At 62.4% G+C, this 24,255-nt stretch carries 22 protein-coding genes and 1 pseudogene; 9 read left to right on the forward strand and 14 right to left on the reverse strand.

All coding sequences use genetic code 11. From position 1 onward, the window contains the following. Positions 1-101: 101 nt before the first annotated feature. From X742_RS0137015 to X742_RS154550, 5 genes and pseudogenes are all read right to left on the reverse strand, one after another. On the reverse strand, positions 102-1,124 hold the full coding sequence (locus X742_RS0137015) for an FAD-dependent oxidoreductase (protein ID WP_245275543.1): 1,023 nt from the start codon (positions 1,122-1,124) through the stop codon (positions 102-104). 47 nt (positions 1,125-1,171) lie between these two features. Beyond that, positions 1,172-1,855 (reverse strand): annotated as a pseudogene (locus X742_RS0137020) (FAD-dependent oxidoreductase); the annotation flags it as partial. Beyond that, positions 1,845-3,185 carry a glucoamylase family protein gene (locus X742_RS154555; protein WP_023772457.1) on the reverse strand — a complete coding sequence of 447 codons (1,341 nt, stop codon included), beginning with the start codon at positions 3,183-3,185 and terminating at the stop codon, positions 1,845-1,847. The pseudogene X742_RS0137020 and the gene X742_RS154555, both read right to left, overlap by 11 nt. After that, positions 3,178-4,095, reverse strand: a complete 918-nt coding sequence (locus X742_RS1000000171520; RefSeq protein WP_280800194.1) for a hypothetical protein — start codon at positions 4,093-4,095, stop codon at positions 3,178-3,180. Before X742_RS1000000171520 ends, X742_RS154555 begins: the two co-directional genes overlap by 8 nt. Before the next feature lie 192 nt (positions 4,096-4,287). After that, positions 4,288-5,040: an SDR family NAD(P)-dependent oxidoreductase gene (locus tag X742_RS154550; protein ID WP_023772459.1), complete on the reverse strand. Its 753-nt coding sequence runs from the start codon at positions 5,038-5,040 to the stop codon at positions 4,288-4,290. A gap of 454 nt (positions 5,041-5,494) precedes the next feature. On the opposite strand from X742_RS154550, the gene X742_RS154540 reads away from it, so the two are divergent. Further along, the gene (locus X742_RS154540) at positions 5,495-6,793 is read left to right on the forward strand and encodes an O-antigen ligase (protein WP_023772461.1); all 1,299 of its coding nucleotides are present in this window, start codon (positions 5,495-5,497) and stop codon (positions 6,791-6,793) included. 190 nt (positions 6,794-6,983) lie between these two features. Here X742_RS154540 and X742_RS154535 read toward each other — a convergent pair whose 3' ends face one another. Together X742_RS154535 and X742_RS154530 are read right to left on the reverse strand one after the other, a co-directional pair. Next, positions 6,984-8,240, reverse strand: coding sequence for a polysaccharide biosynthesis/export family protein (locus tag X742_RS154535; RefSeq protein WP_032922086.1), 1,257 nt, complete (start codon positions 8,238-8,240; stop codon positions 6,984-6,986). Positions 8,241-8,326: 86 nt separating this feature from the next. Then, the gene (locus X742_RS154530) at positions 8,327-9,004 is read right to left on the reverse strand and encodes a sugar transferase (RefSeq protein WP_015314232.1); all 678 of its coding nucleotides are present in this window, start codon (positions 9,002-9,004) and stop codon (positions 8,327-8,329) included. Positions 9,005-9,750: 746 nt separating this feature from the next. Between X742_RS154530 and X742_RS154525 the strand changes: the two genes are divergently transcribed. Further along, positions 9,751-10,026: a hypothetical protein gene (locus X742_RS154525; protein ID WP_023772463.1), complete on the forward strand. Its 276-nt coding sequence runs from the start codon at positions 9,751-9,753 to the stop codon at positions 10,024-10,026. 22 nt (positions 10,027-10,048) lie between these two features. Here X742_RS154525 and X742_RS154520 read toward each other — a convergent pair whose 3' ends face one another. The 6 genes from X742_RS154520 to X742_RS1000000172440 all read right to left on the reverse strand — a co-directional run bounded on the left by X742_RS154520 (position 10,049) and on the right by X742_RS1000000172440 (position 15,863). After that, positions 10,049-11,893, reverse strand: a complete 1,845-nt coding sequence (locus tag X742_RS154520; protein WP_023772464.1) for an ABC transporter ATP-binding protein — start codon at positions 11,891-11,893, stop codon at positions 10,049-10,051. Further along, the gene (locus tag X742_RS154515) at positions 11,886-12,857 is read right to left on the reverse strand and encodes an HPr kinase (RefSeq protein WP_023772465.1); all 972 of its coding nucleotides are present in this window, start codon (positions 12,855-12,857) and stop codon (positions 11,886-11,888) included. Before X742_RS154515 ends, X742_RS154520 begins: the two co-directional genes overlap by 8 nt. Continuing rightward, positions 12,854-14,776, reverse strand: coding sequence for a lasso peptide isopeptide bond-forming cyclase (locus X742_RS154510; RefSeq protein WP_023772466.1), 1,923 nt, complete (start codon positions 14,774-14,776; stop codon positions 12,854-12,856). Before X742_RS154510 ends, X742_RS154515 begins: the two co-directional genes overlap by 4 nt. Continuing rightward, positions 14,773-15,165: a lasso peptide biosynthesis B2 protein gene (locus X742_RS154505; RefSeq protein WP_245273778.1), complete on the reverse strand. Its 393-nt coding sequence runs from the start codon at positions 15,163-15,165 to the stop codon at positions 14,773-14,775. The genes X742_RS154510 and X742_RS154505 overlap by 4 nt, the downstream gene beginning before the upstream one ends. Before the next feature lie 109 nt (positions 15,166-15,274). Then, positions 15,275-15,574, reverse strand: a complete 300-nt coding sequence (locus tag X742_RS154500) for a PqqD family protein (protein WP_015314226.1) — start codon at positions 15,572-15,574, stop codon at positions 15,275-15,277. Positions 15,575-15,710: 136 nt separating this feature from the next. Further along, positions 15,711-15,863 carry a lasso peptide gene (locus X742_RS1000000172440; protein ID WP_015314225.1) on the reverse strand — a complete coding sequence of 51 codons (153 nt, stop codon included), beginning with the start codon at positions 15,861-15,863 and terminating at the stop codon, positions 15,711-15,713. A gap of 507 nt (positions 15,864-16,370) precedes the next feature. Here X742_RS1000000172440 and X742_RS154495 point away from each other — a divergent pair. The 7 genes from X742_RS154495 to X742_RS154470 all read left to right on the forward strand — a co-directional run bounded on the left by X742_RS154495 (position 16,371) and on the right by X742_RS154470 (position 23,171). Continuing rightward, positions 16,371-17,501, forward strand: coding sequence for a nucleotidyltransferase family protein (locus tag X742_RS154495; RefSeq protein WP_023772468.1), 1,131 nt, complete (start codon positions 16,371-16,373; stop codon positions 17,499-17,501). A gap of 64 nt (positions 17,502-17,565) precedes the next feature. Beyond that, on the forward strand, positions 17,566-18,588 hold the full coding sequence (locus tag X742_RS154490; protein WP_023772469.1) for a glycosyltransferase family 2 protein: 1,023 nt from the start codon (positions 17,566-17,568) through the stop codon (positions 18,586-18,588). A gap of 277 nt (positions 18,589-18,865) precedes the next feature. Then, the gene (locus X742_RS154485) at positions 18,866-19,267 is read left to right on the forward strand and encodes a hypothetical protein (RefSeq protein ID WP_023772470.1); all 402 of its coding nucleotides are present in this window, start codon (positions 18,866-18,868) and stop codon (positions 19,265-19,267) included. Between the two features lie 143 nt (positions 19,268-19,410). Beyond that, the gene (locus X742_RS154480) at positions 19,411-20,277 is read left to right on the forward strand and encodes a family 16 glycosylhydrolase (protein ID WP_023772471.1); all 867 of its coding nucleotides are present in this window, start codon (positions 19,411-19,413) and stop codon (positions 20,275-20,277) included. Positions 20,278-20,327: 50 nt separating this feature from the next. Then, on the forward strand, positions 20,328-21,659 hold the full coding sequence (locus tag X742_RS154475) for a UDP-glucose/GDP-mannose dehydrogenase family protein (protein WP_023772472.1): 1,332 nt from the start codon (positions 20,328-20,330) through the stop codon (positions 21,657-21,659). A 65-nt stretch (positions 21,660-21,724) separates the two neighbouring features. Further along, on the forward strand, positions 21,725-22,024 hold the full coding sequence (locus tag X742_RS1000000171525; protein ID WP_023772473.1) for a hypothetical protein: 300 nt from the start codon (positions 21,725-21,727) through the stop codon (positions 22,022-22,024). A gap of 67 nt (positions 22,025-22,091) precedes the next feature. Next, the gene (locus X742_RS154470; RefSeq protein ID WP_023772474.1) at positions 22,092-23,171 is read left to right on the forward strand and encodes a glycosyltransferase; all 1,080 of its coding nucleotides are present in this window, start codon (positions 22,092-22,094) and stop codon (positions 23,169-23,171) included. Between the two features lie 27 nt (positions 23,172-23,198). Here X742_RS154470 and X742_RS154465 read toward each other — a convergent pair whose 3' ends face one another. Further along, positions 23,199-24,221, reverse strand: a complete 1,023-nt coding sequence (locus X742_RS154465; RefSeq protein WP_023772475.1) for a phosphoribosyltransferase family protein — start codon at positions 24,219-24,221, stop codon at positions 23,199-23,201. Between the last annotated feature and the right edge of the window lie 34 nt (positions 24,222-24,255).

A 24,255-nucleotide genomic window follows, 5' to 3' on the forward strand; every position in this document is an offset into this window, starting at 1 on the left:
GAACCGTGCCTTCGTCAAGCGCTGGATCATGGTCCGATGCCGGCGCGCTTGCCTTCCGGATCGGCCGCAATGCGGGTCCGGCTGGGACCGAGCGCAAAGGCTTATCGCCTGGACCAGGCCAGCCAGCGGGCCGCCAGGCGCCTGCGCAATGAAGTGAACCGTGTCCGTCTGTAGGCGTCGCCCGCCATCTTGATGCCTTGCGCCTGTGTCGGGAATGGATGGATGACGTCGGCCAACGCATGCAATCCCATGCCCGACCGGATAGCGAGGGTCACCGCGTTGATCATCTCGCCGGCATGGCTGGCGACGACCGTCGCCCCCAGGATGCGGTCGGACCCCTCCCTGACATGGATCTTGACGAACCCTTCCTCCTCGCCGTCCATCACGGCGCGGGCGACATCGTGCATCAGGACCGTATAGGTCTTGACGGGAATGCCGTTGCGCCGCGCCTCCAGCGGATAGAGACCGACATGGGCGATCTCCGGATCGGTATAGGTGCACCAGGGGATAACCAGTTCGCTGAGCCTTTCGCGGCCGCGAAACAGGGCATTGCGCACGACGATGCGCGCTGCTGCCTCGGCGGTGTGGGTGAACTTGTATTCGAGGCAGACGTCGCCCGCCGCGTAGACATGTGGGTTGGTGGATCGCAGATAATCGTCGACCTTGATGCCGTTGACGTCATAGGCCACGCCGGCCTCATCGAGGCCCAGGCCATCGACGTTGGGTGAACGGCCGACGCCGGTGATGATCTCATCGACCGAAATCGTCGTCATGTCGCCATCCCGCATCAGGTCGGCGGCCTTCTTTCCGCCCTCCATCCGCACCGCCACCACTTCGGTGTTCAGCCGCACCTCGATCCCCTCGCGTGCCAGCGCATCCGAAAGGATCTGAGCGGCGTCGCGCTCCTCGCCGGGCAGGAACATCGGATCGCTCTGCGCCAGGATGACCTTGGCGCCGAGCAGGCAGAAGGCCTGCGCCATCTCGCAGCCGAGCGGCCCTCCGCCGATGACGAGGAGCCGCGGCGGGCATTGCGTAAGGTCGTACATGGTCTCGTTGTCGAGATAACCGGCCTCGGCAAGCCCTGGGATCGCGGGCCCGCTGGCATGCGCCCCCGTCGCGACCAATGCCTTCTTGAAATGCAGGGTCCTNGATCGCTCTGCGCCAGGATGACCTTGGCGCCGAGCAGGCAGAAGGCCTGCGCCATCTCGCAGCCGAGCGGCCCGCCGCCGATGACGAGGAGCCGCGGCGGGCATTGCGTAAGGTCGTACATGGTCTCGTTGTCGAGATAACCGGCCTCGGCAAGTCCTGGGATCGCGGGCCCGCTGGCATGCGCCCCCGTCGCGACCAATGCCTTCTTGAAATGCAGGGTCCTGTCCGCGACCACGACGGTGTCCGGTCCGCCGAAGCGCGCTTCGCCGAAATAGAGGTCGATGCCCTCGGCTGCGACGGAAACGGCCGAATTGGCACGGCTGATCCGCTGCCGTATCTGCCGCATCCGTGTCATCGCCCGTTGAAAGTCGACGCGAAGGTGGTCTGGCGGGTCGCCGCCAAAGCTCTCGGCATCGCGCATATCGGCATAGAGCCTGGCCGTGCGGATGATCGACTTCGACGGAATACCGCCGACATTGACGCAGGCACCACCGATCAGCCCGCGTTCGATCAGCGCGACCTTCGCGCCAAGGCTCGCGGCGTCACGCGCGGCGGTCAACCCGGCCGGCCCGGCGCCGATGACGACGAGATTGTAGAGGCCGTTCGGGGTCGGGTTCTCCCAGTGCGCGGGATGCGCGCCCCTGATCAGTTCGACGTCGTTGCTGTCGAGAGGGAAGACGGCGGTTCTCGTCGGTTCACGCGACATCGCGCCCTCCGGATACCGGCCGCGACAGCCATCCGCCGGTGAAACCCGCCTTGTCCAGGCCGCGACGGATATGGGGATTGGAACGCATCAACTCCCAGATCAGTCCGGAACGGTGGTTTTCGATCATCATCACCGCGATGCCCTGGTCAAGCCCGTAATGGCCTTCCGACACCCAGCCGGCGCGGCCGAATCTGCGCCGGTTGGCCAATGTCGGGTTGAAACCGCTCGGCAGCCGGAAATTGTCGAGTACCTCCGGATAACGATCGACGAGGTGACGCAGCGCCGCCAGGCAAATGTCCGGCGCAAAGGGCAACGACGCCGGATAGGACCATGGCGCGATTGTCCCGTCATCCGGTCCGAAAGGCGCGCCGCGCGCGGCATAGCCGGAAAACCTGTGGGTCCGCCGCTCCACGCTGGCGCGGAAGCCGCCCGGTCCGTCTCCGGCCGAAAGGCCCCACAAATTCTCGCCATAGCCGTCAAAGCCGTAAGGGTTGTGCCGGGCGTAGTCGCGGTGAAGGTATGTCGAGCGGCGGCTGTTTTCGAAATAGTCCGAATTCTTCTCCCGCATGAAAGCGTCGCGGATGCCGGCGAAATCGATCCAGGCATGCGAGAACTGGTGCATGAACAGCGGCCCGCCATAGAGCACGTCGTGGCCGTAGATGTTTTCCCATTGATAGGTCGCCGTCCAGGCCTCGTAGCTGTCGTCCGAGGTCGGGCGGTCCGGAGAGGCCATCGACAGCACATATAGGATCGTCGCCTCGTTATAGCCTTCCCAGCCATAATGCAGAAAGCCGCTCCTCGGCTTCCAGCCCTGGCGGAGCGTCGGGCTGCTGCCTTGCGCCCATCGCCAGTCGACGCGCCTGTAAAGCGCCTCGGCCAGGTGGCGGATTTCGGCTTCGTCGTCGCTGTCGCCGGAAAAATACGCGCTCGCCACCAGCATGCCGGCGATCAGCAGGGCGGTATCCACCATCGACAGTTCGCAGCGCCAAACGCGCAAGCCGCTCCTCATGTCGAGAAAGTGATAGTAAAAACCCTTGTGGCCGGTGACGTCGTGACCGCTGCCTTGCGTGCTGGTCTGGAAAAAGCGTAGCGCCGCAAGGGTCAGGCGGGCAGCCGCGTCGCGCGCTATCCAGCCACGTTCGACGCCGATCGGATAGCAGGACAGGGCGAACCCGACGACGGCGATGCTGCACGGCGAATTGGGCCGCGACGTGTCGGCGACCAGCCCGTTGTCGGGGTTCACGTTCTCCAGAAAATAGCCGAAGGCGGCGCGTTGACAGTGGTCCAGCAGTTCGTCATCGGCCAGCGCGGCGGGATCTGCTCTAAGCAAACGATAAAAACTCCAGCCTGATGGCGGCAACGCCCTGCGCCGGTACGGTGACATCGACCAGAAGGGCATGATCGCTGAAGGGGATCGCTTGCGCCTGTTCCGGCGTCGCCGAGGCCGCATGCAAATGTTCTACCATTGCTCGGCTCAGGTAATCGGGACTTCCCATCTTCACCCATGGCGTCTTGGGGTTGGCATTTGCTGCATCGACGCATCGGATGGTTGCCATGTCGGGCCGCCGTGCATTCTCAAGTTGAATCTGCACGGTCTCGTTCGCGATCGGATGCCGCGGCAAGGCGAAGTTGGAAATCGGCACGGTCAACAAATTCCGTCGCGCACACACCAACTGTCTGACGGTGGGGTGATTGCCTTGAGTCGACAGGATTTCGGTTCCAAGGCCATGCAGCATTTCGAAGNACTCCAGCCTGATGGCGGCAACGCCCTGCGCCGGTACGGTGACATCGACCAGAAGGGCATGATCGCTGAAGGCGATCGCTTGCGCCTGTTCCGGCATCGCCGAGGCCGCATGCAAATGTTCTACCATTGCTCGGCTCAGGTAATCGGGACTTCCCATCTTCACCCATGGCGCCTTGGGGTTGGCATTTGCTGCATCGACGCATCGGATGGTTGCCATGTCGGGCCGCCGTGCATTCTCAAGTTGAACATGCACTGTCTCGTTCGCGATCGGATGCCGCGGCAAGGCGAAGTTGGAAATCGGCACGATCAACGAATTTCCGTCGCGCACACACCAACTGTCGACGGTGGGGTGATTGCCTTGAGTCGACAGGATTTCGGTTCCAAGGCCATGCAGCATTTCGAAGGCACGGTAAGCCGGTTTGGCGACGCCGTGAAGGTTCATCAGGCCGAAACCACCATGAAAGGGCAGGGATGGAAAACAATTCTCGTCGAGAATATCCGAAAAGGCTCAGTAGCTGTAGCCCTGAACCAGCCCTCTGGCCTCCATTCCTCGCCCTGGACACCAAGGTCGCGGCGAAAGGTCACGCCCGTGGGACTATCTGAAATGTTTGCCGTTTCTACACCTTCCATACCGACTAGACGCCGGCGATGGCATATTCGTTGCCTGCTCACGCGGATTTGTAGTGCATCAGTAGGTGGCGCGGCCGCCCGAGACGTCGAACACGGCGGCCGTGGTGAACGAGCATTCCTCCGAGGCGATCCATGAGATCAGCGCCGCCACCTCCTCGACCTCGCCGAACCGCGCCATCGGTATCTTGGAGAGCATGAAATCGATGTGCTCCTGCTTCATCTGCTTGAAGATCGCGGTGCGCACGGCGGCCGGCGTCACGCAATTGACCGTCACCTTGGTCTTGGCGAGTTCCTTGCCGAGCGACTTGGTCAGGCCAATCACCGCCGCCTTCGAGGTGCTGTAGGCGGAAGCATTGGGATTGCCTTCCTTGCCGGCGATCGAGGCGATGTTGACGATGCGGCCATAGTTGCGCTCGAGCATGTGTGGCACCAGCGCCTTGTTGCAGTAGAAGACGCCGTTGATGTTGATGTCGATGACCCCACGCCAGTCCTCGACCGAATAGGACCAGGTGGTCATGTTGGGGCCGGTGATGGCCGCACTGGTGACCAGTATGTCGACCCCGCCGAAGGCTTCGATCGTCGATCGTGCGGCGACCTCCACACTTGCCGCATCCGCAACGTCCAACGTCACTCCACGCAGGCCGGGAACAATGGCTTTCGCCTGTTCGATCTGTGCGGGATCGCGATCCCAGACGCAGACGCGCCCGCCTTCGTCGACGATCCTCTGCGCGACCGCCAGGCCAATGCCCGAGGCGCCTCCGGTGATCACCGCCGACCGGCCGGCGAAGCGTCCCGCAAAGTTCATCGGCATGTCATTCCCCTGTCCATGTTGGCTGACCCGTGTGACGCCCCGCCCCAGGGAGTGTGAGGTTACCGCGGGCCGAGTTCAAGCCGGCATGCGGCCGGATCGTCTGGGCCAATCGGACGGATTATGGCGCGGCTCCTTCGAACTGGTCGCGCAGCGCTTCCACCATACCCACCATGGCGGGACGATTTCGGCATACCCATGGAAGGAACCTCAAGGGCAGCGCCTCGTTCCCGATGGGCAGCCGGAGCGCACGTCCGATTGGTCGGTTGCTGGCAAGCGGTCTCTCGGCGATCGCCGCGCTGTAAGACAAGGTGACCGGATTTGCCATTGAGCACGGGGTGCGATAGGTTATATTGCACTGCACAATGGAGACGCCGTTTCTTGTACGACCCTGTTTGCGGAAATGCCGGCTGGTTCGCGGCCTGCCGGTCCTGGGTCGTGTCGACGGGACCGTGAGATGAAAATTCCCAAATCCCTGCTCGTCGATCCCGAGAAGAATTCGGTCTATGGCAGCTTTGCCATTGCCGTTTCGATCTGGGCGTTCTCCTATTCCGTCATTTTCGGCCAGGTGCTGATCCTGGCCTATTATGCCGTCTGGCTTCCGCTCATTCTGGTCGACTACCAGCGTTTCCTGCGGCAACTGTCCAGCGCCTGGCTGCCGCTGCTCTTCGCGGCCTATATCGGCTTTTCCGTGTTCTGGTCGCAGGCGCCCGGCGTCACCGCCAGAACGGCGGTCCAGTACTTGTCCCATATCGCCTGCGCCTATGTCGCCGCACGCACCGTCAGCGTCCGCACCCTGACGATAGGCGCTCTGGTCGGCATATTCTTCGTCCTGCTCTATTCGCTGAAGGTCGGCGCCTATTCCGAGGATGTCCTCGACGGCACCTATAATTTCGTCGGCGCCTTCGCCTCCAAGAATCAGATCGGCTTCGTCGGCTCGCTCGGCATCTATTTCTCGGTCGTGTTCCTTGCTTTCCTTCGGCGTGGCCGGCTGAGTTTCATGCTGACCGTGCCGGTCGTGCTGTTGTCGGCCTATGTGCTGGTCGTCTCGCATTCCGCCACCTCGATGGCCTCGATACCGGCGGTTCTGGCGCTGGTGGCGCTTCTTGCGATGAGCAAGCTTTTGTCGCGACGCTACCGCCGGGTGATCTTCCTGGTCGGCGCCGGCATGATCGTCGTGGTAGCCATCGTCGCCCTCAATCTCGGGCTCATGGACTTCGTGCTTGGCATCTTCGGCAAGGATTCGACGCTCACCGGGCGGACTTATCTGTGGGAGCAGGGCTGGAACGCCGCGATGCGATCGCCGATCCTTGGCGTCGGCTATGCCGCCTATTGGGTGCAGGGCTTTGCCGAGGCGGAGCGGCTGTGGAACGAGTTCTACATCAGCACCCGTACCGGCTTCCATTTCCACAACACCTATGTCGAAGCCCTTGTCGAACTCGGCTTCACCGGGGCCGTGCTGATATCGCTGATCATGCTGCGCACGCTCTTCGGCCACATCGCGGCGGTGGTCTTCAAGACATGGCAGGCCGAATCGGTGGTTCTCATCGGCGTGATGGTGCTGCTGCTCATCCGCTCCTTCGTCGAGGTCGAGATACTCAACCCCTACATCATGGGTTCATTCCTGATGTATTTCAGCTTCTTCAAGCTGGCGCGGTTGCCGGTCACCCGCACGCGATGGTCACCGGCTTTCGAGCCGGCGGATGCGAAGGCTGGACAGGCAGCTTGGCCTCACCGTCCCGCGGCAGCCGAGTAATGACGAGAGTCCGCTAAAGCCATCGCGGGAAAACGCGTAGCGGTTCCGTTCGGAATTGCGTCAACAGCCATTCTGGTTTTCCGGTGCTGAAGATCAATCAGCAAAAGCCTCCGCCAAGCAGGCTTGGCGGAGGCTCAAAGTTCTTGCGCTATGGATCGTACGCGGCGGGCCGCGCGACGGTTCCGCGTCTCTACTGGCTGGCCAGCGGCGCCAGCTTGATCTTGATCACATCGCCAGGCAGCACCGGTGTGTCTTCCTTGGCGGCGATTTCGGTGGTCTTGCCGTCGACATCGCGCACCAGCGAATAGAGCAAGGTAGGTTGCTGGTCGTTGGTGATGGCGGCCGTCGTCGCGGGATCCGTGGCCTGGGCTATCAGGCCTTTTTGCATATTCACCTTCAGCGCGGCCTCGTTCAGGTCGGCTTCGGTCTGCTGGCGATCGGCGGCGAGGGTCGAACTCAAGGTGTTCTGGGCGTCGATGGCGTCCTGCGTCGCCTTGCTGATCGCCTGCTTGGCGGTCAGGATGGCTGTCTCGTAGTCCAGGATCTTGCCCTGCAGGTCGGTGACGGACTGCTGCGAATCCAGAAGCCTCGCATTGGCCACCAGGCCCTTCTGGGCCAGCGGACCGATGCTGGCTAGCTGTTGCTGGGCCAGGTCGACCTGCTTCTGCTGGTTGACGATCTTCTTCTGCAGCGATTCGATTTCGGCCTGCAGCACACCCTTGAGATCATCGAGCGCCTCGAGCTTGAGCTTCAGCGCCTTCTGGTCGGCGGTAAGGATTGTCATCTCGTCGGCGACGATGGTCGGCAGCCGGGGATCGCCTTCGACCTCCTTGGGTGCCTCAAAACTCGTCTTGCCCGCCATGTCGGCGTCGATGCGGGCGCGCTTGACGATCAGCCGAACGCGCTGGTCGTCGGAGATATCGAAATTGCCCTTGGCGGTCACCAGGTCCTTGCCGAGCTGGGGACCGTAGTCGGCGTTGCGCCTGATGCCTCCGGCGACGCTGATCGCTTTCAGCACCGTAAGATCGGGCACAAAGGGAAATTGCCCGGGATTCTGCACCTCGCCCGAAATGTAGAAGGGGCGGAACTGCGCCATTTCGACCGAGGCTTCGGGCTTGTCCGATAAAGCGAGCTTGTGCTGCAGCGCCTCGCCGATCGCCGCGGCGACCTCCGCCGTGGTCTTGCCGGCCGCCGGCAACTCGCCGACGAAAGGCACCGACAGCGTGCCTGCCGGGCCGATCGTATATTGGCCATTGACCGACGACCAGTCGCGGAACGTGCTTTCGACGGTCTGCCATTCGGCGATGCGGATGGTGAGCTTGTCCTGGGAGCCCAGACGGTAATCGTCGGCGGCGGCCATCTGGGGAAAAGCGAACGACATCGCAAGGCAGGTCGCCACGAGTCGCGAGCGGCCGGAAAGCGGGCCGCTGCCAAAGGCTTCGAAAATGTCTATCTTCAACTGAGCGTTCCGATCCGTTTTAGCCCCCATCGCCCGATGAGCTTGCCGCCGGATGCCTTGATCCTGCCGGCCGATCAGTAAGAACCGCGCGACATCCAGACGGCCGGCACTGTTCTGATGATGATGCGAACGTCCTCGAACAGCGACCAGTTCTCGACATAGTGGCGGTCGAACGCGACGCGGCTGTCATAGGAAACGTCGTTGCGGCCGCTGACCTGCCACAGGCCGGTCAGCCCGGGCCGGGACTTCAGATAGTAGACAGCCGCGCTGCCATAGATTTCAAGTTCGTCCCGGACCACCGGGCGAGGCCCGACAAGGCTCATGTCACCCTGGAGGATGTTGATGATCTGCGGCAATTCATCGAGGCTCAGCTTGCGCAGCACCGTTCCGACGCGGGTGACGCGCGGATCGTTCTTCAGCTTGCGGGTCGCTATCCATTCCGCATTGGCCTCTGGATTGGTCGCGAGATAGGCGGCCAGCACCTTGTCGCCGTCCGGAACCATGGTGCGGAACTTGAGGCAGGAGAAGAGCCGTCCGCCGCGCCCGATTCGGCGGTGACCGTAGAAAACCGATCCGCCATCGGAGAATTTGACGAGCAACGCTATCATGATGAACAGCGGGCTGAGCGCGATCAGTCCAGCCAGCGAACCGACGATGTCGAAACTCCGCTTGATGAGGCCGCCGATCGGCGGCGGAAAGTCGGTGTCGGCCTGCGAAAACCCCGCCGTGGCCGACTTGGCAATATCCCTCATACGGAAACTCCATGCGTTCAACGAATGGTTTACCGCACGATACCAAAAAAATGCTGCAGCGCAACACACAATTTCCCACGCCGCTGAAATAGTCGCGTCATGAATTGACCAAATAATAAGCTAGTCCTGCTCAAATTTCGGAATTTTTAGCACATTTGTGACAATAAATGGGCAAGCATAAAAAAATCCGGACGTTTTTGGGGCGATTTTTGGGCGGTGCGTTCCCACTGTCGGGATCCGGAGCATACGAGTCCTTAACGGCGACGCTATATTCTAGACTATTCACCTAAAATACCATCTAATATTACGGGTTGTACTCCAGATTTACAATGGCTGCAGGTTGAGTGAAATGCGGCCGGGTGCGTTGCAGCATGGCAGAGTCGAACGCGTAAGCTCAATCAAAAATATNACGCTATATTCTAGACTATTCACCTAAAATACCATCTAATATTACGGGTTGTACTCCAGATTTACAATGGCTCCAGGTTGAGTGAAATGCGGCCGGGTGCGTTGCAGCATGGCAGAGTCGAACGCGTAAGCTCAATCAAAAATATGTGCGGTTGCCCTTGCCGCCTTCTGCTCGCCTTAATAGAATTGCAAATTATACCTGTTACGGTGGCGACAGGTTGAAAGGCCGGAAGCAACCGGTCGAGAGCGGGTGGTTTAACAAGCCCGCATCACAAGGGACGGCGCTCGGGTGGGGCTATCGTTGGATATAACCCGAGCCGGTTTATGGGCTGTTGGGTATGTCGCTTCCAAAATTCATCGTTGGGATGCTGTTCGCGCTCGCGATCGTCGTCGCCTGGTCCTGGCTGGGTGGAGCTTCGCTTGGCACGACACTGCTGCGTGTCATCATCTGCGCGGTGGTCATCCAGACCGGTTATTTCGCGGTCGTCTATGCCATGATCGCCAGGAGCGCGCCAACGCCTGCCGACAGGCTGCGCGAAGCCGAGAGAAAACAGAACTCCACCGACGTGCCCGAGGGCGAGAAGCTGGGCAGCGTCCGGCGGGGGCTGCATTAGATCAACGGGGACATCATCGTCCTCAGGCCACATCGGCGGGTTCGGTTTCCGACTGTTCTCCCGATAGCATCCGGGACAACCGGCTCCCCGGCTTCGCCTTCAACCGCTGATATTGCCCGACCTCCACCACACGACCATCTTCCATCGCCACCACCCAGTCGGCGAAGGCGATCATCGACGGCCGGTGCGCGATGGTCAGGATCGTCATTGCGCCGCGCAGGCCGTCGATCGACCGGGCGATAAGCGACTGGTTCTGCCAGTCGAGCGCGCTTGTTGCCTCGTCCAGGATGAGCAGTGACGGCTTGCGCAGCAAAGCACGTGCCAGCGCGATGCGCTGGCGCTCGCCGCCCGAGAGGCGCACGCCGCGGTCGCCGACCACGGTATTCAGCCTCAGGTCCAGTCGGTCCACGAAATCGCCGGCGTGAGCGGCGCGCAGTGCCCTCCACAAGTCGTCCTCGCTGGCCTGGGGCGCGGCGAGGCGCAGGTTCGCCGCGATCGTGTCATGCAGCAGGAACACGTCCTGCGGCACATAGGCCACCTGATCGCGCCAGCGGCGGCGATTGCCCGCATCGATCTCGACGCCGTCGACGAGGATCTTGCCGGCGGTCGGCTCGAGCAGCCCGAGCAGCATGTCGGCGATCGTGCTCTTGCCTGACCCGGACGGGCCGATGAGCGCCGTGACCTTGCCGGCCGGAAGGCCGAAGGTGATGTCGCTCACCACTGCCTTGCCGGCGCCGTCGTCGTAGACGAAGGAGACGTCGCGAATGTTTAGCCCCGTATCGAGGGTCAGCTTGCGGGCATCCGTGGAGTCGACATGGCCAGGCTCCCGTTCGGCGTCGAAACGCGCCTGCAGGTTGCGCATTGCCGTATAGGCGGGCAGGTTGATCAGCACCTGCTGGGCCTGCGTCTGCATGTCCATGAACCGCGGCGCGATGCGCATGAAGACCAGGAGCAGCACGACGATCTCGGCCAGCGACAGGTGGAAGCGGACCAACGCCACATAGATGAAGACGCTCAAGCCCACGACGCTCGCCACCTGGAACACGGCGGTGCCGATCGAAGAGTTGCGGACATAGGCGATATTGTCGGCCTTCATCTTTTCGAGCGTGACCTGCAGCTGCGCGAAATAGCTGGCCTCGACATTCAGGCTCTTGGCCACCTTGATGCCACCCAGAAATTCCGAGACCGTGCGGTACTGGTCCTGGCGATTGGTCGTCAGGATCCGGCCGAAGGCGGTGGCTCGCGAGCGAAAGGGCTGCAGCGCTATGAACATCACGATGCCGATGACGACGGCAAACGCCGTCATGACCGGCGATATGAACATGGAAATCACCAGATAGCCCGCCAGCAGCACGGCGATCTGCACCAGCATTAGCAGGGCAAAAGCCGCCCCTTGGACGCGGTCTATGTCTCCGGTCAGGGCATGGTCGAGATCGGAGCCGCGCATGCGCGTGAACACGCCCCAGCGCGCCTTGCCGATGCTCTCGAACAGGTTCATTCGCAAGCGGTTGATGAAATCGAAGAGCAGCCTTGCCATGTACACCGACTTGAAGCGGTTGAAGGCTGCCTGCACGGCAACAAGCCCGACCAGCGCGCAAAGCACCGTGGTCAGCTGCAGCGTTCCGCCGGGCACCAGCCAGCGCAGGAAATCGATATTGGGCAGCCTTACCGCGAAATCCTGGTCGGCACGGCCGACCAGGTGCAGCAGCGGCACCAGCAGCAGGATGGAAACCCCTTCCGTCAGGCTGCCGAGGATCAGGAACAGCAGCGCCGTCCAGGTTCGTCGTCCGCCGATCCGGGCAATGACGGCGCCGAATGCCGCGACATCGCGAAACAGCGACAGGCTGAAGACCGATGACCTAGGCATCTCCAGCCAATTCCTTTTCGATCAGCGCCACAGCCTCGCCGATCCTGTCGATGCCCGTCGGAACGTCCAGCCGGCACACGCCGACATGGTTAGCAATCGCTGAACAATGGCGAAGATGCATCGCCGCGAAATCGCCGGAGAGCGCCGCGCGGCCAAACCGCGTCACGTAGGAGAATTTGATGATGGCTGGCAAGGCGGCGATTTGAGGCAGGAGGGTGATCCCGGCCCTTTCGCCGCGCCCGAGGATGTAGATCCTGGCCGCCGGCACCCTGTTGCCGGAGAAGGCGCCGTGCAGGCGATGCTGCATCTTCTCGATCGCCGGATGCACTTGCGGTCGCACTTGCGCTTGCCCAAGCCAGATCGCCGCCGCGGCATCGGCGGCAAGCTTGATCTGCGGAAATCCCGGAACGATCATCGGTTCGTCCGGGTTGGTGAGATCGAGCGCCACGACGTCGTCGGTGAGCAGGTCGTGTCCGGCCCGGATCAGCGCGCTTGCCGTCGTCGATTTGCCGGCGCCCTTATCGCCCATGAAGATGGCGCCCCTGCCGGTCACCGCGATGGCGCTGGCATGCAACACCAGCAGGCCGCGCTGGTGCAGCAGCAGCGCCAGCACCGGCCCCAGCAACGGGAAGGCAAGCAAGCTGTCGCCGACGCCGGGCGCCGGCTGGACATCGATGCGGCGGGCGTCGCTGATCAGGAATGCGCCGACGGCCTCCCAGGCCAGATACTGGCGGCCAGGCTCGAAACGGAAGACGGTCGCTGCCTCCGCCGAAGGCTTGGGCATATCGATCGGGCCGATGACGATCTCGATGTCGGCCGTTGCCGGGTCCGCCGGCTCCAGTTCGGGCAGCGACACGTCGGACGCGATGAGCAGGCCGTAGGCCCGGTAGTAACTTCGTTCTCCCGCAGTCCTGTCGCGGCGACGGTCGAGATCGCCAGCGAACGGCTCATGGCGAGACATCATGCGGGGCTCCCGCCATGCTGGACCTGCCGCAGCCACAGCGACAGCGACGCCGAGCGCCAGACATACTGGACATCGAGCGGTGCCGCCTGGTCCGGCTGGCGGAGCAGCCGCGCATAGGCGGCGTTTACTTCCGGCAGGTTGACATAGGGTGCGATGCGGCCCGCATCGCCGACCAGCAACTGCTCCAGCAGGTCGCGATGGTTGCGCACCATGCCGTTGACCAGATTGGCGGTGAAATCGATCTTGTCGCGCCGCCACTGTACCGCCGCCGGCAGGATGCCCTCCATGGCCCGGCGCAGCACGTAGCGGCCAAACCCATGACGGAGCTTCTCCTCGCCCGGCAGCCCGAGGCAGAATTCCACCAGCGGCTTGTCCCAGAAGGGGTACCGCGGCTCGACGCCGAAATTGGCGGCGGCCTTGTCCAGAACCTCGAAAGAGTGCGGAACATAGCCGTTGGACAGGATCCAGCGATGGCTGAGCGCGTCGCTGGCTTGGACGCCGGGCGGCATGTAGCCAGCCCGATGGAACCGGTCGACGAGCTCGGTTCGCCTAACAAGGTCCGGATTGATCAGGTCGCGCCAGCTGCGGCCACGCTGCGACCGGGCGGGCCTGCGCATTCTGTTCAGGGCTCGATTCCCCAGCTGTCTCAGCCTGGCGATGCGCCAGGCCGGCCCGTAGATGGTCAGGAACTGGAAATACAGGCCGAGCGTGCTGTCGCCATAGGTGTTGGAGGCACTGCGGACCTCGCGCCAAAGGTCCAGCCATCTGCCGCCATTGGCAAGCTCGTGCAGATGGCCATGTCCCTGTGAAACGACCTCGTCGCCGCCATGGCCGTCGAGGAGCACCTTGATGCCCTTGGCGCCGGCCGTCCGATAGATACCGCGGGTCAGCGTCAGGCCCGGCGCCAGGAACGTGCCTTCCTGTTCTTCCAGCACCCGTTCGAATTCTGCGAAGGGTGCATAATTGCCGACTGGGATGAACGTCGGATCGGCTTTCTGCTGATCGAGCACGGCATCGATGAACGGGCGCTCGTCCATCGATGAACCCTTTTCGAACACGAGTGAGAAGGTCGGTAGCCTCGGCTTGCGCTCGGCCGCATTTTGCAATCCCGCCACGCAGGTGATCGAGGATGAATCGAGGCCGCCGCTCAGCATCGCGCCGATCGACGGACTTCCTCGCATGCGGTTGCGGACCGATTGCGCGAACAGATGGGCGAATTCCTCCGCGGCATCCGGCCGCGGTGCTCGCTGCGATGGTTCGATCTGCCAGTACCGGCGCAGCACCAGACGTTGCACGGTGACGGTGAGGCTGTGACGCGCCGGCAGGGCGAAGATGTCGCTGTAGGGCGTGGACTGTGGGTCATCGGGCAGCCCGGCCAGGAACCCCGAAATCCGGTGCTCGCTGAGGCGCGCGCCGACCCCGTCGAGGCCGAGCATTGGCCCGATCTCGGAGGCAAAGGCAAAGCGGCGTTCCGCTGCGTGGTAATAGAAAGGCTTGACCCCGAAATGGTCTCGCGCGCAAAACAAAAGCTGCCGCTCGGCATCCCAGATGGCAAAGGCGAAGTCGCCTTGCAGATGCACGGGGCACGTTTCACCCCAGCGCAGATAGGCCCGCATCAGCAACGCCGCATCGGCGACTGAGTTGTCCCTGATGCCGAGCCTTGCGAGCAGCTCGTCGCGGTTATCTAGCCGGCAATCGGCGGTGATGGCCAGCTTGCCGCCGGCCATGGTCAGCGGGCCGGGGCCGGCTTCGTCGGTGGTGTTGAGCCAGGCATGGCCAAGCGCGACGCCGCTGTCCTGCCACCACGACGTCCCGTCGGGACCACGATGGCGCATGCGCGCCAGCATCTGCTGGATGTCGCTCGCCGCTTCAGCCGGCGCGGGGCCTTGTCGCAGCAGGATTCCGGCTAGGCCGCTCATCGGCTGCCGTGGTCGACCAGGTGGGCGAAACCATCGACGGATCCGCCAAGCACGATGTGGTTATCGCTGACCAGCCAGGCATGCGCCTTCAATTGCTCGCCCGTGCCGCGCTCGATGCCGATGCGGATGTTCGACGCATTGCCTTGGCGCGCGAGCAGGTATTGGCCCGACAGCGCCTGGGTCAGGCATGTGGCGCCCGGAACGAACCGTGCGGCGGCAGCAACCCCCCAGGCGACAAGCCGCAACTCGCCCATGCTGGCACATTGGTGCGCGTTGAGCCGCGTCACCATCCCGCGGACGCGGTTGTAGGAGAACAATGTCAGCCCGAGCCGGACGGTCGTGACCACCAGCAGGCAGCGGCACAGGAAAAGCGCTTCCGAGCCGCTCAAGGACAAAATCCTGGCCACGCTGCGCCTGCCAGGCCGCTGCTTCATCGGCCGGGGATTTCTCTGCGTCACAGGTCTTTGCCGCGCAACCATGGCCTTCTGCGACACCTGCCTAGACGAGTGCCTCATGCTCAAGCCTCGCAAGCCCGTTTTCCGCCAGGCCTTTCAGCAATGCGTCGACGTCGGCCTTGCAGCGTTCGGCGTCGACATTGTAGCGAGCGAGGACGGCGCTGCGGATATCCGCGATCGGCTTGGGTTCCTGGATCAGTTCCCAGATGAAGGCGCCGACGCCGTTGAGGCTGTAATAGATATTGGACTTCAGGTTGAGAAGCGCGAGGCCATCGCCGAATTCGCAAGCAACGGCGTCCTTGGTGGCCTTTACGCAATCGTGCTCGGATGGGTTCCAGTTCATCCTAAAACCTCGTTTGCAACACACGGTCTACGCGTCATCAAGTTCAACGGAAAGTCGGGGATTTTTCATCCCCGGCTCCATTTCATTGTCTTCGATTCTTGAGGCCCAACGTCATTCCTCCAGAATCAGGCTAGTCTCAGGAGAACGTCAGGTCGCCGATCGGGGTGTGCGCGGGAAACGACGCGTCGATTGCCGTGCTGCCACCGCCGCCCTGGGTGATGGTTTCGATTGAACCATGTACTGTCAGGTTTGGCGTTTCGTACTCATGCTTTTCAACATTCTGTTCCATTTTTACTCTCCATAAGGACTGGAAACGGCCTGTCGATTGCCGTCAGCACTTTCATGCTGCACCGCAATAGCTGCACAGCAACATTTATGAGTCAAGCCTGATTTACCAGCCGTTAATCAATTATGGGTTGCGAACGTCACTCGGAGTGTAAGAAATCGACCTCTTTCGACATGGAGCCGGGTGCGAGTGATCCTCGTCATAAGGGATTCCATACCCCGTTGATTTTCCACAATTAAGAGGCAGCCAATGCTGGCCATTACCATTGGACAACGCTAAAAGATACGCAACTTTCAGCTGATCCCATCGATGGCCCGGCCGAAGCGCTACGCCAGGGTGGGAATTCGTCCACACATCTCATCACCTTCCGCGAAGCCGTCAAACGCCATGGTTGCAAAATCTCGCACTGCGAAAGGAAAGGCTTTACGGCGCCGCCGTTTTTGACGATGCTTTGCTTAGCAGCTGCAGCATACGCTTCGCGCAAACCGCTTTTTGGAGACTGTGCGCTCAATGGCCTTGCCGGAAAGCACCTATGAAAGACTGCGCGCCACCGACTGCGCCGACGAGATCGCTTATGTGCGGGCCTGCTTACGGTTATATTTCGCGGGGCCGGCGGCCTCGGCCGGTGAAACGTGGACGCCGGGCCTTTCCGACGCTGTCGTCACCGATATCGCCAGGTTGAACAAGGTCGGTACGTTCGTCCTGAAGGCGCTGTCGCGTACGCCGGCGCATGAGAGGCCGGCGGAACTGTTCCAGTGGCTCGAAACCTATCGCAGGAGGACGGTGTCGATGAACGCCGCCTGCCTCATGGATTCGATGGCCATTCACGAGGCGCTGCTCGACAGGCGGATTGATTTTGTCTTCCTGAAAGGGCCGTTCCAGCAGCATCTGCTTTATGACGATCATTTCATGAAACCCTCGGGCGATATCGACATTCTGGTTTCACCTGCCGGGTTCTTGAAGGCGCGCGAAGCGTTAGGCTCGATCGGCTACGAAGTATCGGGCAAGTCGCGTTCGGTCTGGTGGGTCCGCTTTCTCGGCGAACAGCACATGATCCGTGGCAAGGGGTCGAAATCATCCACTGTCGACCTTCATTACCGGCTTCAGCAGCCCGGCTCGCCCAGTCCGCGCGATGCCGACGGGTTCCTGCGGCGAAAACGGCTGGTCGAGATCACCGGCGCCGAAGTCCCGTTCACGTCGGCCGCCGACACGCTGATGCTGGCCTGCATCAGCGTCGCCAAGGCACTGTTCAACCGGGAGCCTTGCGCCGGCTACGTCTGCGACATCAGGGCCAGCGCCAGCCGTCTCGGCCACGCCGATCAGCAGCGTGTGCTCGATGCAGCGGTAAGCCAAGGGCTGGAGGACACGCTGCTGCTCGGCCTGCGCGCCGCCGATGTGCTGCTCGGCGGCACCGGCACGCTCCTGTCGGAGCGGGCCAAGCCGATCCTGTCGCGCATCGGCAACGAGGACCTGCTCAACATGGTCATCGCGCCATGGCTGTCGTCGCTGCGCTGGCCGCAGCGACGGACGGTGTTGTGGGAATTGTGCGGCCGGGCTCCGGTCCGTTACCTTTCCGAGGCCGGCTGGGCGGCGTCGGCGGACATCAGCCGCCGCATCTTCGAACGGCCGGCCGGCCCGTGATGGGGGTGGATATCGAACGCGTACAGGGCGAGGGCAGATCGGAACCTGTGCAAGAGGCAATTCCATGTCGATGACGAAATCCCAAATCTGCGTGATCATCGCGGCCAAAAACGCGGCGCGCACGATCGCCGTCGCCATCGCGTCCGCGTTGCGCGAACCGGAAGTTGGGGAGGTCGTCGTCGTCGACGATGGCTCCACCGACAATACGGTCGAGGTCGCGCGCTCCGCCGACGATGGCAGCGGCCGGCTTGCGGTGATGCGCCTGGACGTCAATCGCGGCCCTTCTTTTGCCCGCAATGCGGCGATCGCCGGTTCACGAGCCCCGTTCATCAGCATTCTGGACGCCGACGATTTCTTCCTCGAGGGCCGGTTTCGCAACCTGTTTGCCGGCGCCGATTGGGATTTCGCCGCCGACAACATCATGCTCATCAGGGATGACGCGGCTGGGGATGCAACCAAAATCGTCGCCCCGGATTTTGCCGCCGATCCGGAATTCCTCGATTTCGAAGGTTTCGTGGAAGGCAACATCTCCAGGCGCCGCGTCCAAAGAGGCGAACTCGGCTTCTTGAAGCCGGTGATCAGCCGTGCCTTTCTCGACCGCCACGGGTTGCGCTACGACGAGAGCCTGCGACTGGGCGAGGACTACGAGCTTTACGCGCGAGCGGTCGCCCACGGGGCACGGTTCAAGGTCATTCGTTCCTGCGGCTACGGCGCTATCGTGCGCGCCGATTCACTCAGCGGCCGCCACAAGACGCAGGACCTGAAGCGGCTGGCCGATGCCGATCTGGCGCTGCTGGCGATCGACAGCCTTCCGGAAGGATCCAAAGCAGTGCTGCGGCGGCACGAGCGGCACGTGCGCGACAAATACCGGCTGCGCAATTTCCTCGACGTGAAGGCCGAGCGGGGCCTGGCTTCGGCCGCTGCCTACGCCTTCGCAAGCCAATCCAACCTCGTCCCCATCGTCCAGGGCGTGGCGTCCGACAAGATCGAGGCGCTGTTTCGCAGTGTTGGCCTGGTCTCCAGGAACAAGCACGTGCCGCCGCTGCGTTTCCTGATGGCTGGAACCAGCACTGGCAAGGGACGGTAAGGCGCGATGTTACCTGCCGACCGCGAGCCCGCCACGCAACCATTTCGATTGGATTTATGAGTTTACGAATTGGGTGGTTGCCTCGCGGCTCTGAGGATGGCAGTCTATGTTGCGGTGCAACAAATTGACCGACCAGCCGAACTGGCGGACTGGTGCGAAGTCTCTCTTCGTCAGAGGAGTTGGGCGACGCGGTTTCGAGTTTTCAACCCCGGTTGCGGGGATCGGCCTGTGGCCTGAAAGGCGGCCAGGAAGCCGGCGATGACGGGAATTTAAGTTCATGGCCTCGATATTCGGCTTCAGATCAAGGGATCCGGCCCGCGACAGGCAGACCGACGTTGCGCGCCTGGACCGGCTGGCGAAGCTTTTCGAGCAGATCGCCGCGGAGATCGAGGCGGAGAAAACCGGCCTGGAGACCCGCTACCGCAAGGACGCCACCAACGCGGCCTTTCTTGTCGAAGCCATGGAAAACGGCTCCGCCTCCGACCGTCGCTCGTCCGAAGTCAGCGCGTTGACGCAGTCGATCCTGAACAGCGAGCGCCGCATCGCCGCACTGTCGCGCCAGGGCGGCAGGATGCGCGAGCTCCGTCATTCGCTGGGCGTGGTCTTCGACGAGAATACGACAACCGATCCGGCGGCGACGGTCGAACCGGCCAGGCAGGCGGGAGCCGGCCGAAATTGAAGGCGGCGGCGCGGGACCGTTACGGCGAAGGTGATGCGAGGCTGGAAGTCGGGAGGACAATTGAAAAGGTCAAGGTTGGCCCGTTTGGAAGCGGTTCGAACGTCGACTTTGGGTTGGGGACACAGCGCAAAGGTGAGTTAGTCATGAATTCGGATCCAAAGACCATGTCCACGACAGCAATCGATGCCCCTTCAGCCCTGCATTTCTGGCGGCGGTCTGGTCTGGCGGTCGCTTTGCTGCTGGTCGCTCTTGGCAGCCTGCCGGCAACCCCGTCTCATGCGCAGGATATCCAGTCCGCGCCCTCTTTCGTCGACGATTTCAAGAATTTCGACCGCGAGCGCTGGTACGTTTCAGACGGCTGGACGAACGGCAGCCATCAGAATTGCACCTGGTCGAAAGGCTTGGTCAAGCTTTCCGATGGCGTTCTTTCGCTCGGATTCGCGAAGCAGAAGACCAAGGATCGCGAGTTCGCCTGCGGCGAGATCCAGACCAAGCAGCGTTTCGGCTATGGTACCTATGAGGCGCGGATGAAGACCGACACCGGCCCCGGCCTCAACGCGGCTTTCTTCTCCTATATCGGCCCGTCCGACAAGCAGCCCTGGGACGAGATCGACTTCGAGATCCTGACCAAGGACACTTCCAAGGTGCAGGTCAACGCCTATATCGCCGGCAAGGGCAAGAACGAGAAGCTGGTCGACGTGCCTGGCGGCACCGACAGTGCCTTCAACGACTATGCCTTCGTCTGGGAGAAGGATAGCCTGCGCTGGTATCTCAACGGCCAGTTGGTTAACACCATCACCGATCCCGCGAAGTTGCCCAGCCATGCGCAGAAGATCTTCTTCAGCCTTTGGGGCAGCGACACCATGAAGGGCTGGATGGGAGCGTTCGCGGACCCGGGCCGCACGCTTTCGCTGCAGATCGAACGGGTCGCGTTCACCGCGCTGGGTCAGCCCTGCCAGTTTCCGGAATCGCTGGTGTGTAGTGTAAAAGCGCTGGGAAAGACGAATTGAACCGGCAGGGCCGAGAAGCGGTCCGCTGCCCTGGATGGGAATGAAACCGAATGAACTTGACGGTATTTGGAATTGGCTATGTCGGCTTGGTGCAGGCGGCGGTGCTTGCCGAGGTTGGCCACCAGGTTGTTTGCGTCGATATTGACGCGAACAAGGTGGAGCGGCTCAATCAGGGCCTCGTTCCGATCTTCGAGCCGGGTCTTGAAACGATCGTCAGGGAGAATCACGCCGCCGGCCGCATCAAGTTCACCACCGATGCGGCGGCCGCCGTCAGGCACGGCGAAATCCAGATGATCGCGGTCGGCACGCCGCCCGGCGAGGATGGTTCGGCCGACCTCAAATATGTGTTGGCGGTGGCCGAGACGATCGGCCGCGAGATGGATTCCACCAAGATCGTCGTCGGCAAGTCGACCGTGCCGGTCGGCACCTGCGAAAAGGTGAAGGCCAGGATCGCCGAGACGCTGAAGAAGCGGGGCCGCGAGGATCTGAGCTTCGACGTCGCCTCCAATCCCGAATTCCTCAAGGAAGGCTCCGCGGTCGCCGACTGCATGAAGCCCGACCGCATCATCGTCGGCACGTCGAGCGAAGAAACCGAGGCGGTGATGCGCGAACTCTACGCGCCCTTCAACCGCAACCACGAGAAGATGATCGTGATGGACGTGCGCAGCGCCGAATTCACGAAATACGCCGCCAATTGCATGCTGGCGACCAAGATCAGCTTCATGAACGAGATGGCCAATCTCGCCGAGCAGCTCGGCGCCGACATCGAGGAAGTGCGCCAGGGCATCGGCAGCGACCCGCGCATCGGCTATCACTTCATCTATCCGGGTCTCGGCTATGGCGGCTCGTGCTTTCCCAAGGACGTTCGCGCCCTGATCAAGACCGCCGAGGGCGTCAAGTACGACGCCAAGCTGCTGCGCGCCGTCGAGGAGCGCAACAATGACCAGAAATCCGTCCTGTTCGACAAGGTGCACCGCTATTTCAAAGGTAACCTCAAGGGCAAGACCTTCGCGCTATGGGGCCTGGCCTTCAAGCCCAACACCGACGACATGCGCGAGGCGCCCGCGCGCGTGCTGATGGAGGCGCTCTGGAACGCCGGCGCGGCCGTGCAGGCCTATGACCCCGAGGCCATGCAGGAATGCCAGGCCATCTACGGGCTGCGCGACGACCTGCTGTTGTGCGGCACCAAGGAGGCGGCCCTGCGCGGCGCCGATGCGCTGCTGATCGCCACCGAATGGAAGAGTTTTCGCGCACCGTCCTTCGATGCGCTGAAGGATGCCCTGGCCACTCCGGTCATCTTCGATGGCCGCAACCTTTACGATCCCAAGGTCGTGGCCCGCCACGGCATCGAATATCACTCGATCGGCAGAATGGCGGCATGAGATCGGACTCGGAGAGCCGAAAGCAGAATCGGGCCGACCGCCCGGCGTAGAAGGAATTGTAGCTGATGGTGCTGGACTTAAAGCCCGAGCAAGTCACCAAGGATCATTCCGATGTTGTCGCGATCGGTTCCGGCTTCGGTTCGGCTTTCGTCCTGCATGAGTTCGCCCGGCGGCGCAAGGCGCGCATCCTGGTCCTGGAATGGGGCCGCCACAACACGCATGAATGGCAGCTCGACCAGAACGTCAACACCGACATAGACGACGAGACGACCTCGCGCAGTTCGCCCAATGATCCCATCCGGTTCACCGGACGGCAGCCATGCACAAATCCGTTCGCGACGCTTGATCCGCCAAAGACTGCGTGAGGCGGCACTTGACGCTGCCGTTCATCGGCCATGGGCATTGAAACCCGATAGACGAGGAGCCAGGACCATGAAAGTTCTCTTTGCAGGCGGCAATGGCTACACACCGGAGTTCAGCGGCGGCGTGCAGTCGAGCACCCATCATCTGGCCGAGCAGTTGATCGAGCATGGGCATGAGGCCGCGGTGCTCGCCGCGCTGTTTGGCGATGGTGTCTTCGGCTTCAAGGCCCGTGCCAAGATGAAGCTTCTGCGTCAGCCGGCGGTCGTCGACAGTTTTCCCGGCTACCCGGTCATCCGGGCTTGGTTTCCCTGGGAGGCGGCGGCCTTCGCCGTCAACAGGGTCAAGCCGGATGTGGCGGTGGTCCAGTGTCACAAGTCGGTTCCACTCGGCAAGGCGTTGCAGGCCAAGGGCGTGCCGCTGGTCGTCTACCTCCGCAATGTCGAGTTTCGCGAGCTTGGAGGCGACCTGCGCGACTTGAGCTCGGCGCTCTACATCGCCAATTCCGAATTCACCGCGCGTACCTACGCCAGGGAGTTCGGTATCGAGGCGGCGGTGATCCCTCCGACCATCAATCCCACCCACTACAGCACGCCGACCTCAGGGCAGTTCGTCACCCTGATCAACCCGTATGAGGAAAAGGGCTTCGAGCTTGCGGTGAGGATCGCCGCCGCGTGCCCCGAAATCCCGTTCCTGTTCGTCGAAAGCTGGAAGCTGGCGGACGATCACCGGGCACGCATCGAGCAGACGATCAAGCCGCTCGGCAATGTCACGCTGGAGAACCGCACCAGTGACATGAAGACGGTCTATGGCCGCACCCGGATCCTGCTGGCGCCCAGCAAATGGGAAGAGGCCTGGGGGCGGGTTGCCTCGGAGGCCCATTGCAGCGGCATTCCGGTCGTCGGTTCGCGCCGCGGTGGCCTGCCGGAAGCGGTCGGCCCTGGCGGCACGGTGCTCGACTATGATGCCCCGCTTGCCGACTGGGTCGCGGCCGTCAGGCTCTTGTGGAACGACAACAAGGAATATGAGCGGGTCTCGACCCTCGCGCGTAGCTTCGCTGGCCGGCCGGAACTCGACCCCGACCGTCAGTTCGTCACCTTCTTCTCGATACTGGATAGGGCGGTGCGGCAGCGCGCACGCCAGGCCGCGTAGTCAAGCAGCGACCCGATCTGTTCTGCATCAGGCTGGGCGCTTGACCCTGTTCTTCAGGGTTTCATAGCCGCGTGCACCGAGCAGGGCGCGGGCAATCGTCTTGGCGGCGCTCTTGCGGCCCTCCTGCGAGTTGATCTGGCGCAGCCTCGCCGGCAGGTTTCGCGCGGCCTGCCCAAGTGCTGGCAGCGACAGCGCATCGGGAAAACTGACCATGTGCGTTTCGACGCACAGGACCGGTTTCCCCGACAGTTTGGCAATCCTCAGCGCCTGGGCATGTTCGCTTTCGATGAACAGGATGGCGTCGGATTTGCGATAGAAATCGGCCTTGAAACTGCCATGCGCGCCAAGCCGCTGGCGCTCCGCCTTGCTCGGCAGATCGAGCATGATCAGCTTGTCGTATTTGATCTCGTGCTTGGCGAGCCACGCCTCCGTCAACCCACGGTATTTTTCGAGCCGGCTGGTGACCAGCCAGCCGATCTTGCGGGTCACGGCATGAAGCGGCCGCGCCTCGCTGAGGAATTTTTCATAAGCCGGCCCGTCGTCGTTCTCGGCCTCGGTGGGGTCGAGACACAGCACCCCGTCTATGTCGACACAGCATTGCGCCAGGAATTTGTGATGCATGAAGTTCCACTGGAACATGCGCGGATGCGGCACTACCTCGAACACCAGATCGGTCTCCTGATGCTCCGGCTCCAGGCCGAAGACGGCGGCAAAGGTGTAGTCAGCCTCGATACCGGCGCCCTTGATGCGTGCACGGGCGTCGCGCATGGCATTGCCGCCGGCGATGCTGTCGTCGATCACCAGCACCTTGCGCATGTCCGAGACCTTCCGGTCCAGGGCCGCGCGGCGTTTGGTGATGCCTGACGTGTAGACCCTGCCTTCGAGGAAGGAGTCCAGGTCGGTCATCGGGATGTTCGCCGCAAGGCTGACCAGCGTTGCCGCCAGCACGCCGCTTCTGGGAACGCCGACCACCAGGTCGATGTCGCGTGGCAGCCGGTGAAGGTTGCTCACGATGGCGTCGTTCATGTCGGAGATCGATCGGTAGTGCATGGATCAGGCCTGATGCTTGGGTGGGATATGGAAT

Origin of the sequence: Mesorhizobium sp. LNHC229A00 (genome assembly GCF_000502415.1) — a bacterium.
In the GTDB taxonomy this organism is placed as follows: domain Bacteria; phylum Pseudomonadota; class Alphaproteobacteria; order Rhizobiales; family Rhizobiaceae; genus Mesorhizobium.

Excerpts from the sequence above, each read along its gene's own strand:
- X742_RS154515 (WP_023772465.1), bottom strand. The coding sequence starts at position 12,857 with ATGATGTCTCGCCATGAGCCGTTCGCTGGCGATCTCGACCGTCGCCGC.
- X742_RS1000000172440 (WP_015314225.1), bottom strand. The coding sequence starts at position 15,863 with ATGGAACAGAATGTTGAAAAGCATGAGTACGAAACGCCAAACCTGACA.
- X742_RS154540 (WP_023772461.1), top strand. The coding sequence starts at position 5,495 with ATGAAAATTCCCAAATCCCTGCTCGTCGATCCCGAGAAGAATTCGGTC.
- X742_RS154520 (WP_023772464.1), bottom strand. The coding sequence starts at position 11,893 with ATGCCTAGGTCATCGGTCTTCAGCCTGTCGCTGTTTCGCGATGTCGCG.
- X742_RS154470 (WP_023772474.1), top strand. The coding sequence starts at position 22,092 with ATGAAAGTTCTCTTTGCAGGCGGCAATGGCTACACACCGGAGTTCAGC.
- X742_RS154480 (WP_023772471.1), top strand. The coding sequence starts at position 19,411 with ATGAATTCGGATCCAAAGACCATGTCCACGACAGCAATCGATGCCCCT.
- X742_RS154525 (WP_023772463.1), top strand. The coding sequence starts at position 9,751 with ATGTCGCTTCCAAAATTCATCGTTGGGATGCTGTTCGCGCTCGCGATC.
- X742_RS154485 (WP_023772470.1), top strand. The coding sequence starts at position 18,866 with ATGGCCTCGATATTCGGCTTCAGATCAAGGGATCCGGCCCGCGACAGG.
- X742_RS154500 (WP_015314226.1), bottom strand. The coding sequence starts at position 15,574 with ATGAACTGGAACCCATCCGAGCACGATTGCGTAAAGGCCACCAAGGAC.
- X742_RS1000000171525 (WP_023772473.1), top strand. The coding sequence starts at position 21,725 with ATGGTGCTGGACTTAAAGCCCGAGCAAGTCACCAAGGATCATTCCGAT.
- X742_RS154530 (WP_015314232.1), bottom strand. The coding sequence starts at position 9,004 with ATGAGGGATATTGCCAAGTCGGCCACGGCGGGGTTTTCGCAGGCCGAC.
- X742_RS154475 (WP_023772472.1), top strand. The coding sequence starts at position 20,328 with ATGAACTTGACGGTATTTGGAATTGGCTATGTCGGCTTGGTGCAGGCG.
- X742_RS154510 (WP_023772466.1), bottom strand. The coding sequence starts at position 14,776 with ATGAGCGGCCTAGCCGGAATCCTGCTGCGACAAGGCCCCGCGCCGGCT.
- X742_RS154550 (WP_023772459.1), bottom strand. The coding sequence starts at position 5,040 with ATGCCGATGAACTTTGCGGGACGCTTCGCCGGCCGGTCGGCGGTGATC.
- X742_RS154495 (WP_023772468.1), top strand. The coding sequence starts at position 16,371 with ATGGCCTTGCCGGAAAGCACCTATGAAAGACTGCGCGCCACCGACTGC.
- X742_RS154490 (WP_023772469.1), top strand. The coding sequence starts at position 17,566 with ATGTCGATGACGAAATCCCAAATCTGCGTGATCATCGCGGCCAAAAAC.
- X742_RS154465 (WP_023772475.1), bottom strand. The coding sequence starts at position 24,221 with ATGCACTACCGATCGATCTCCGACATGAACGACGCCATCGTGAGCAAC.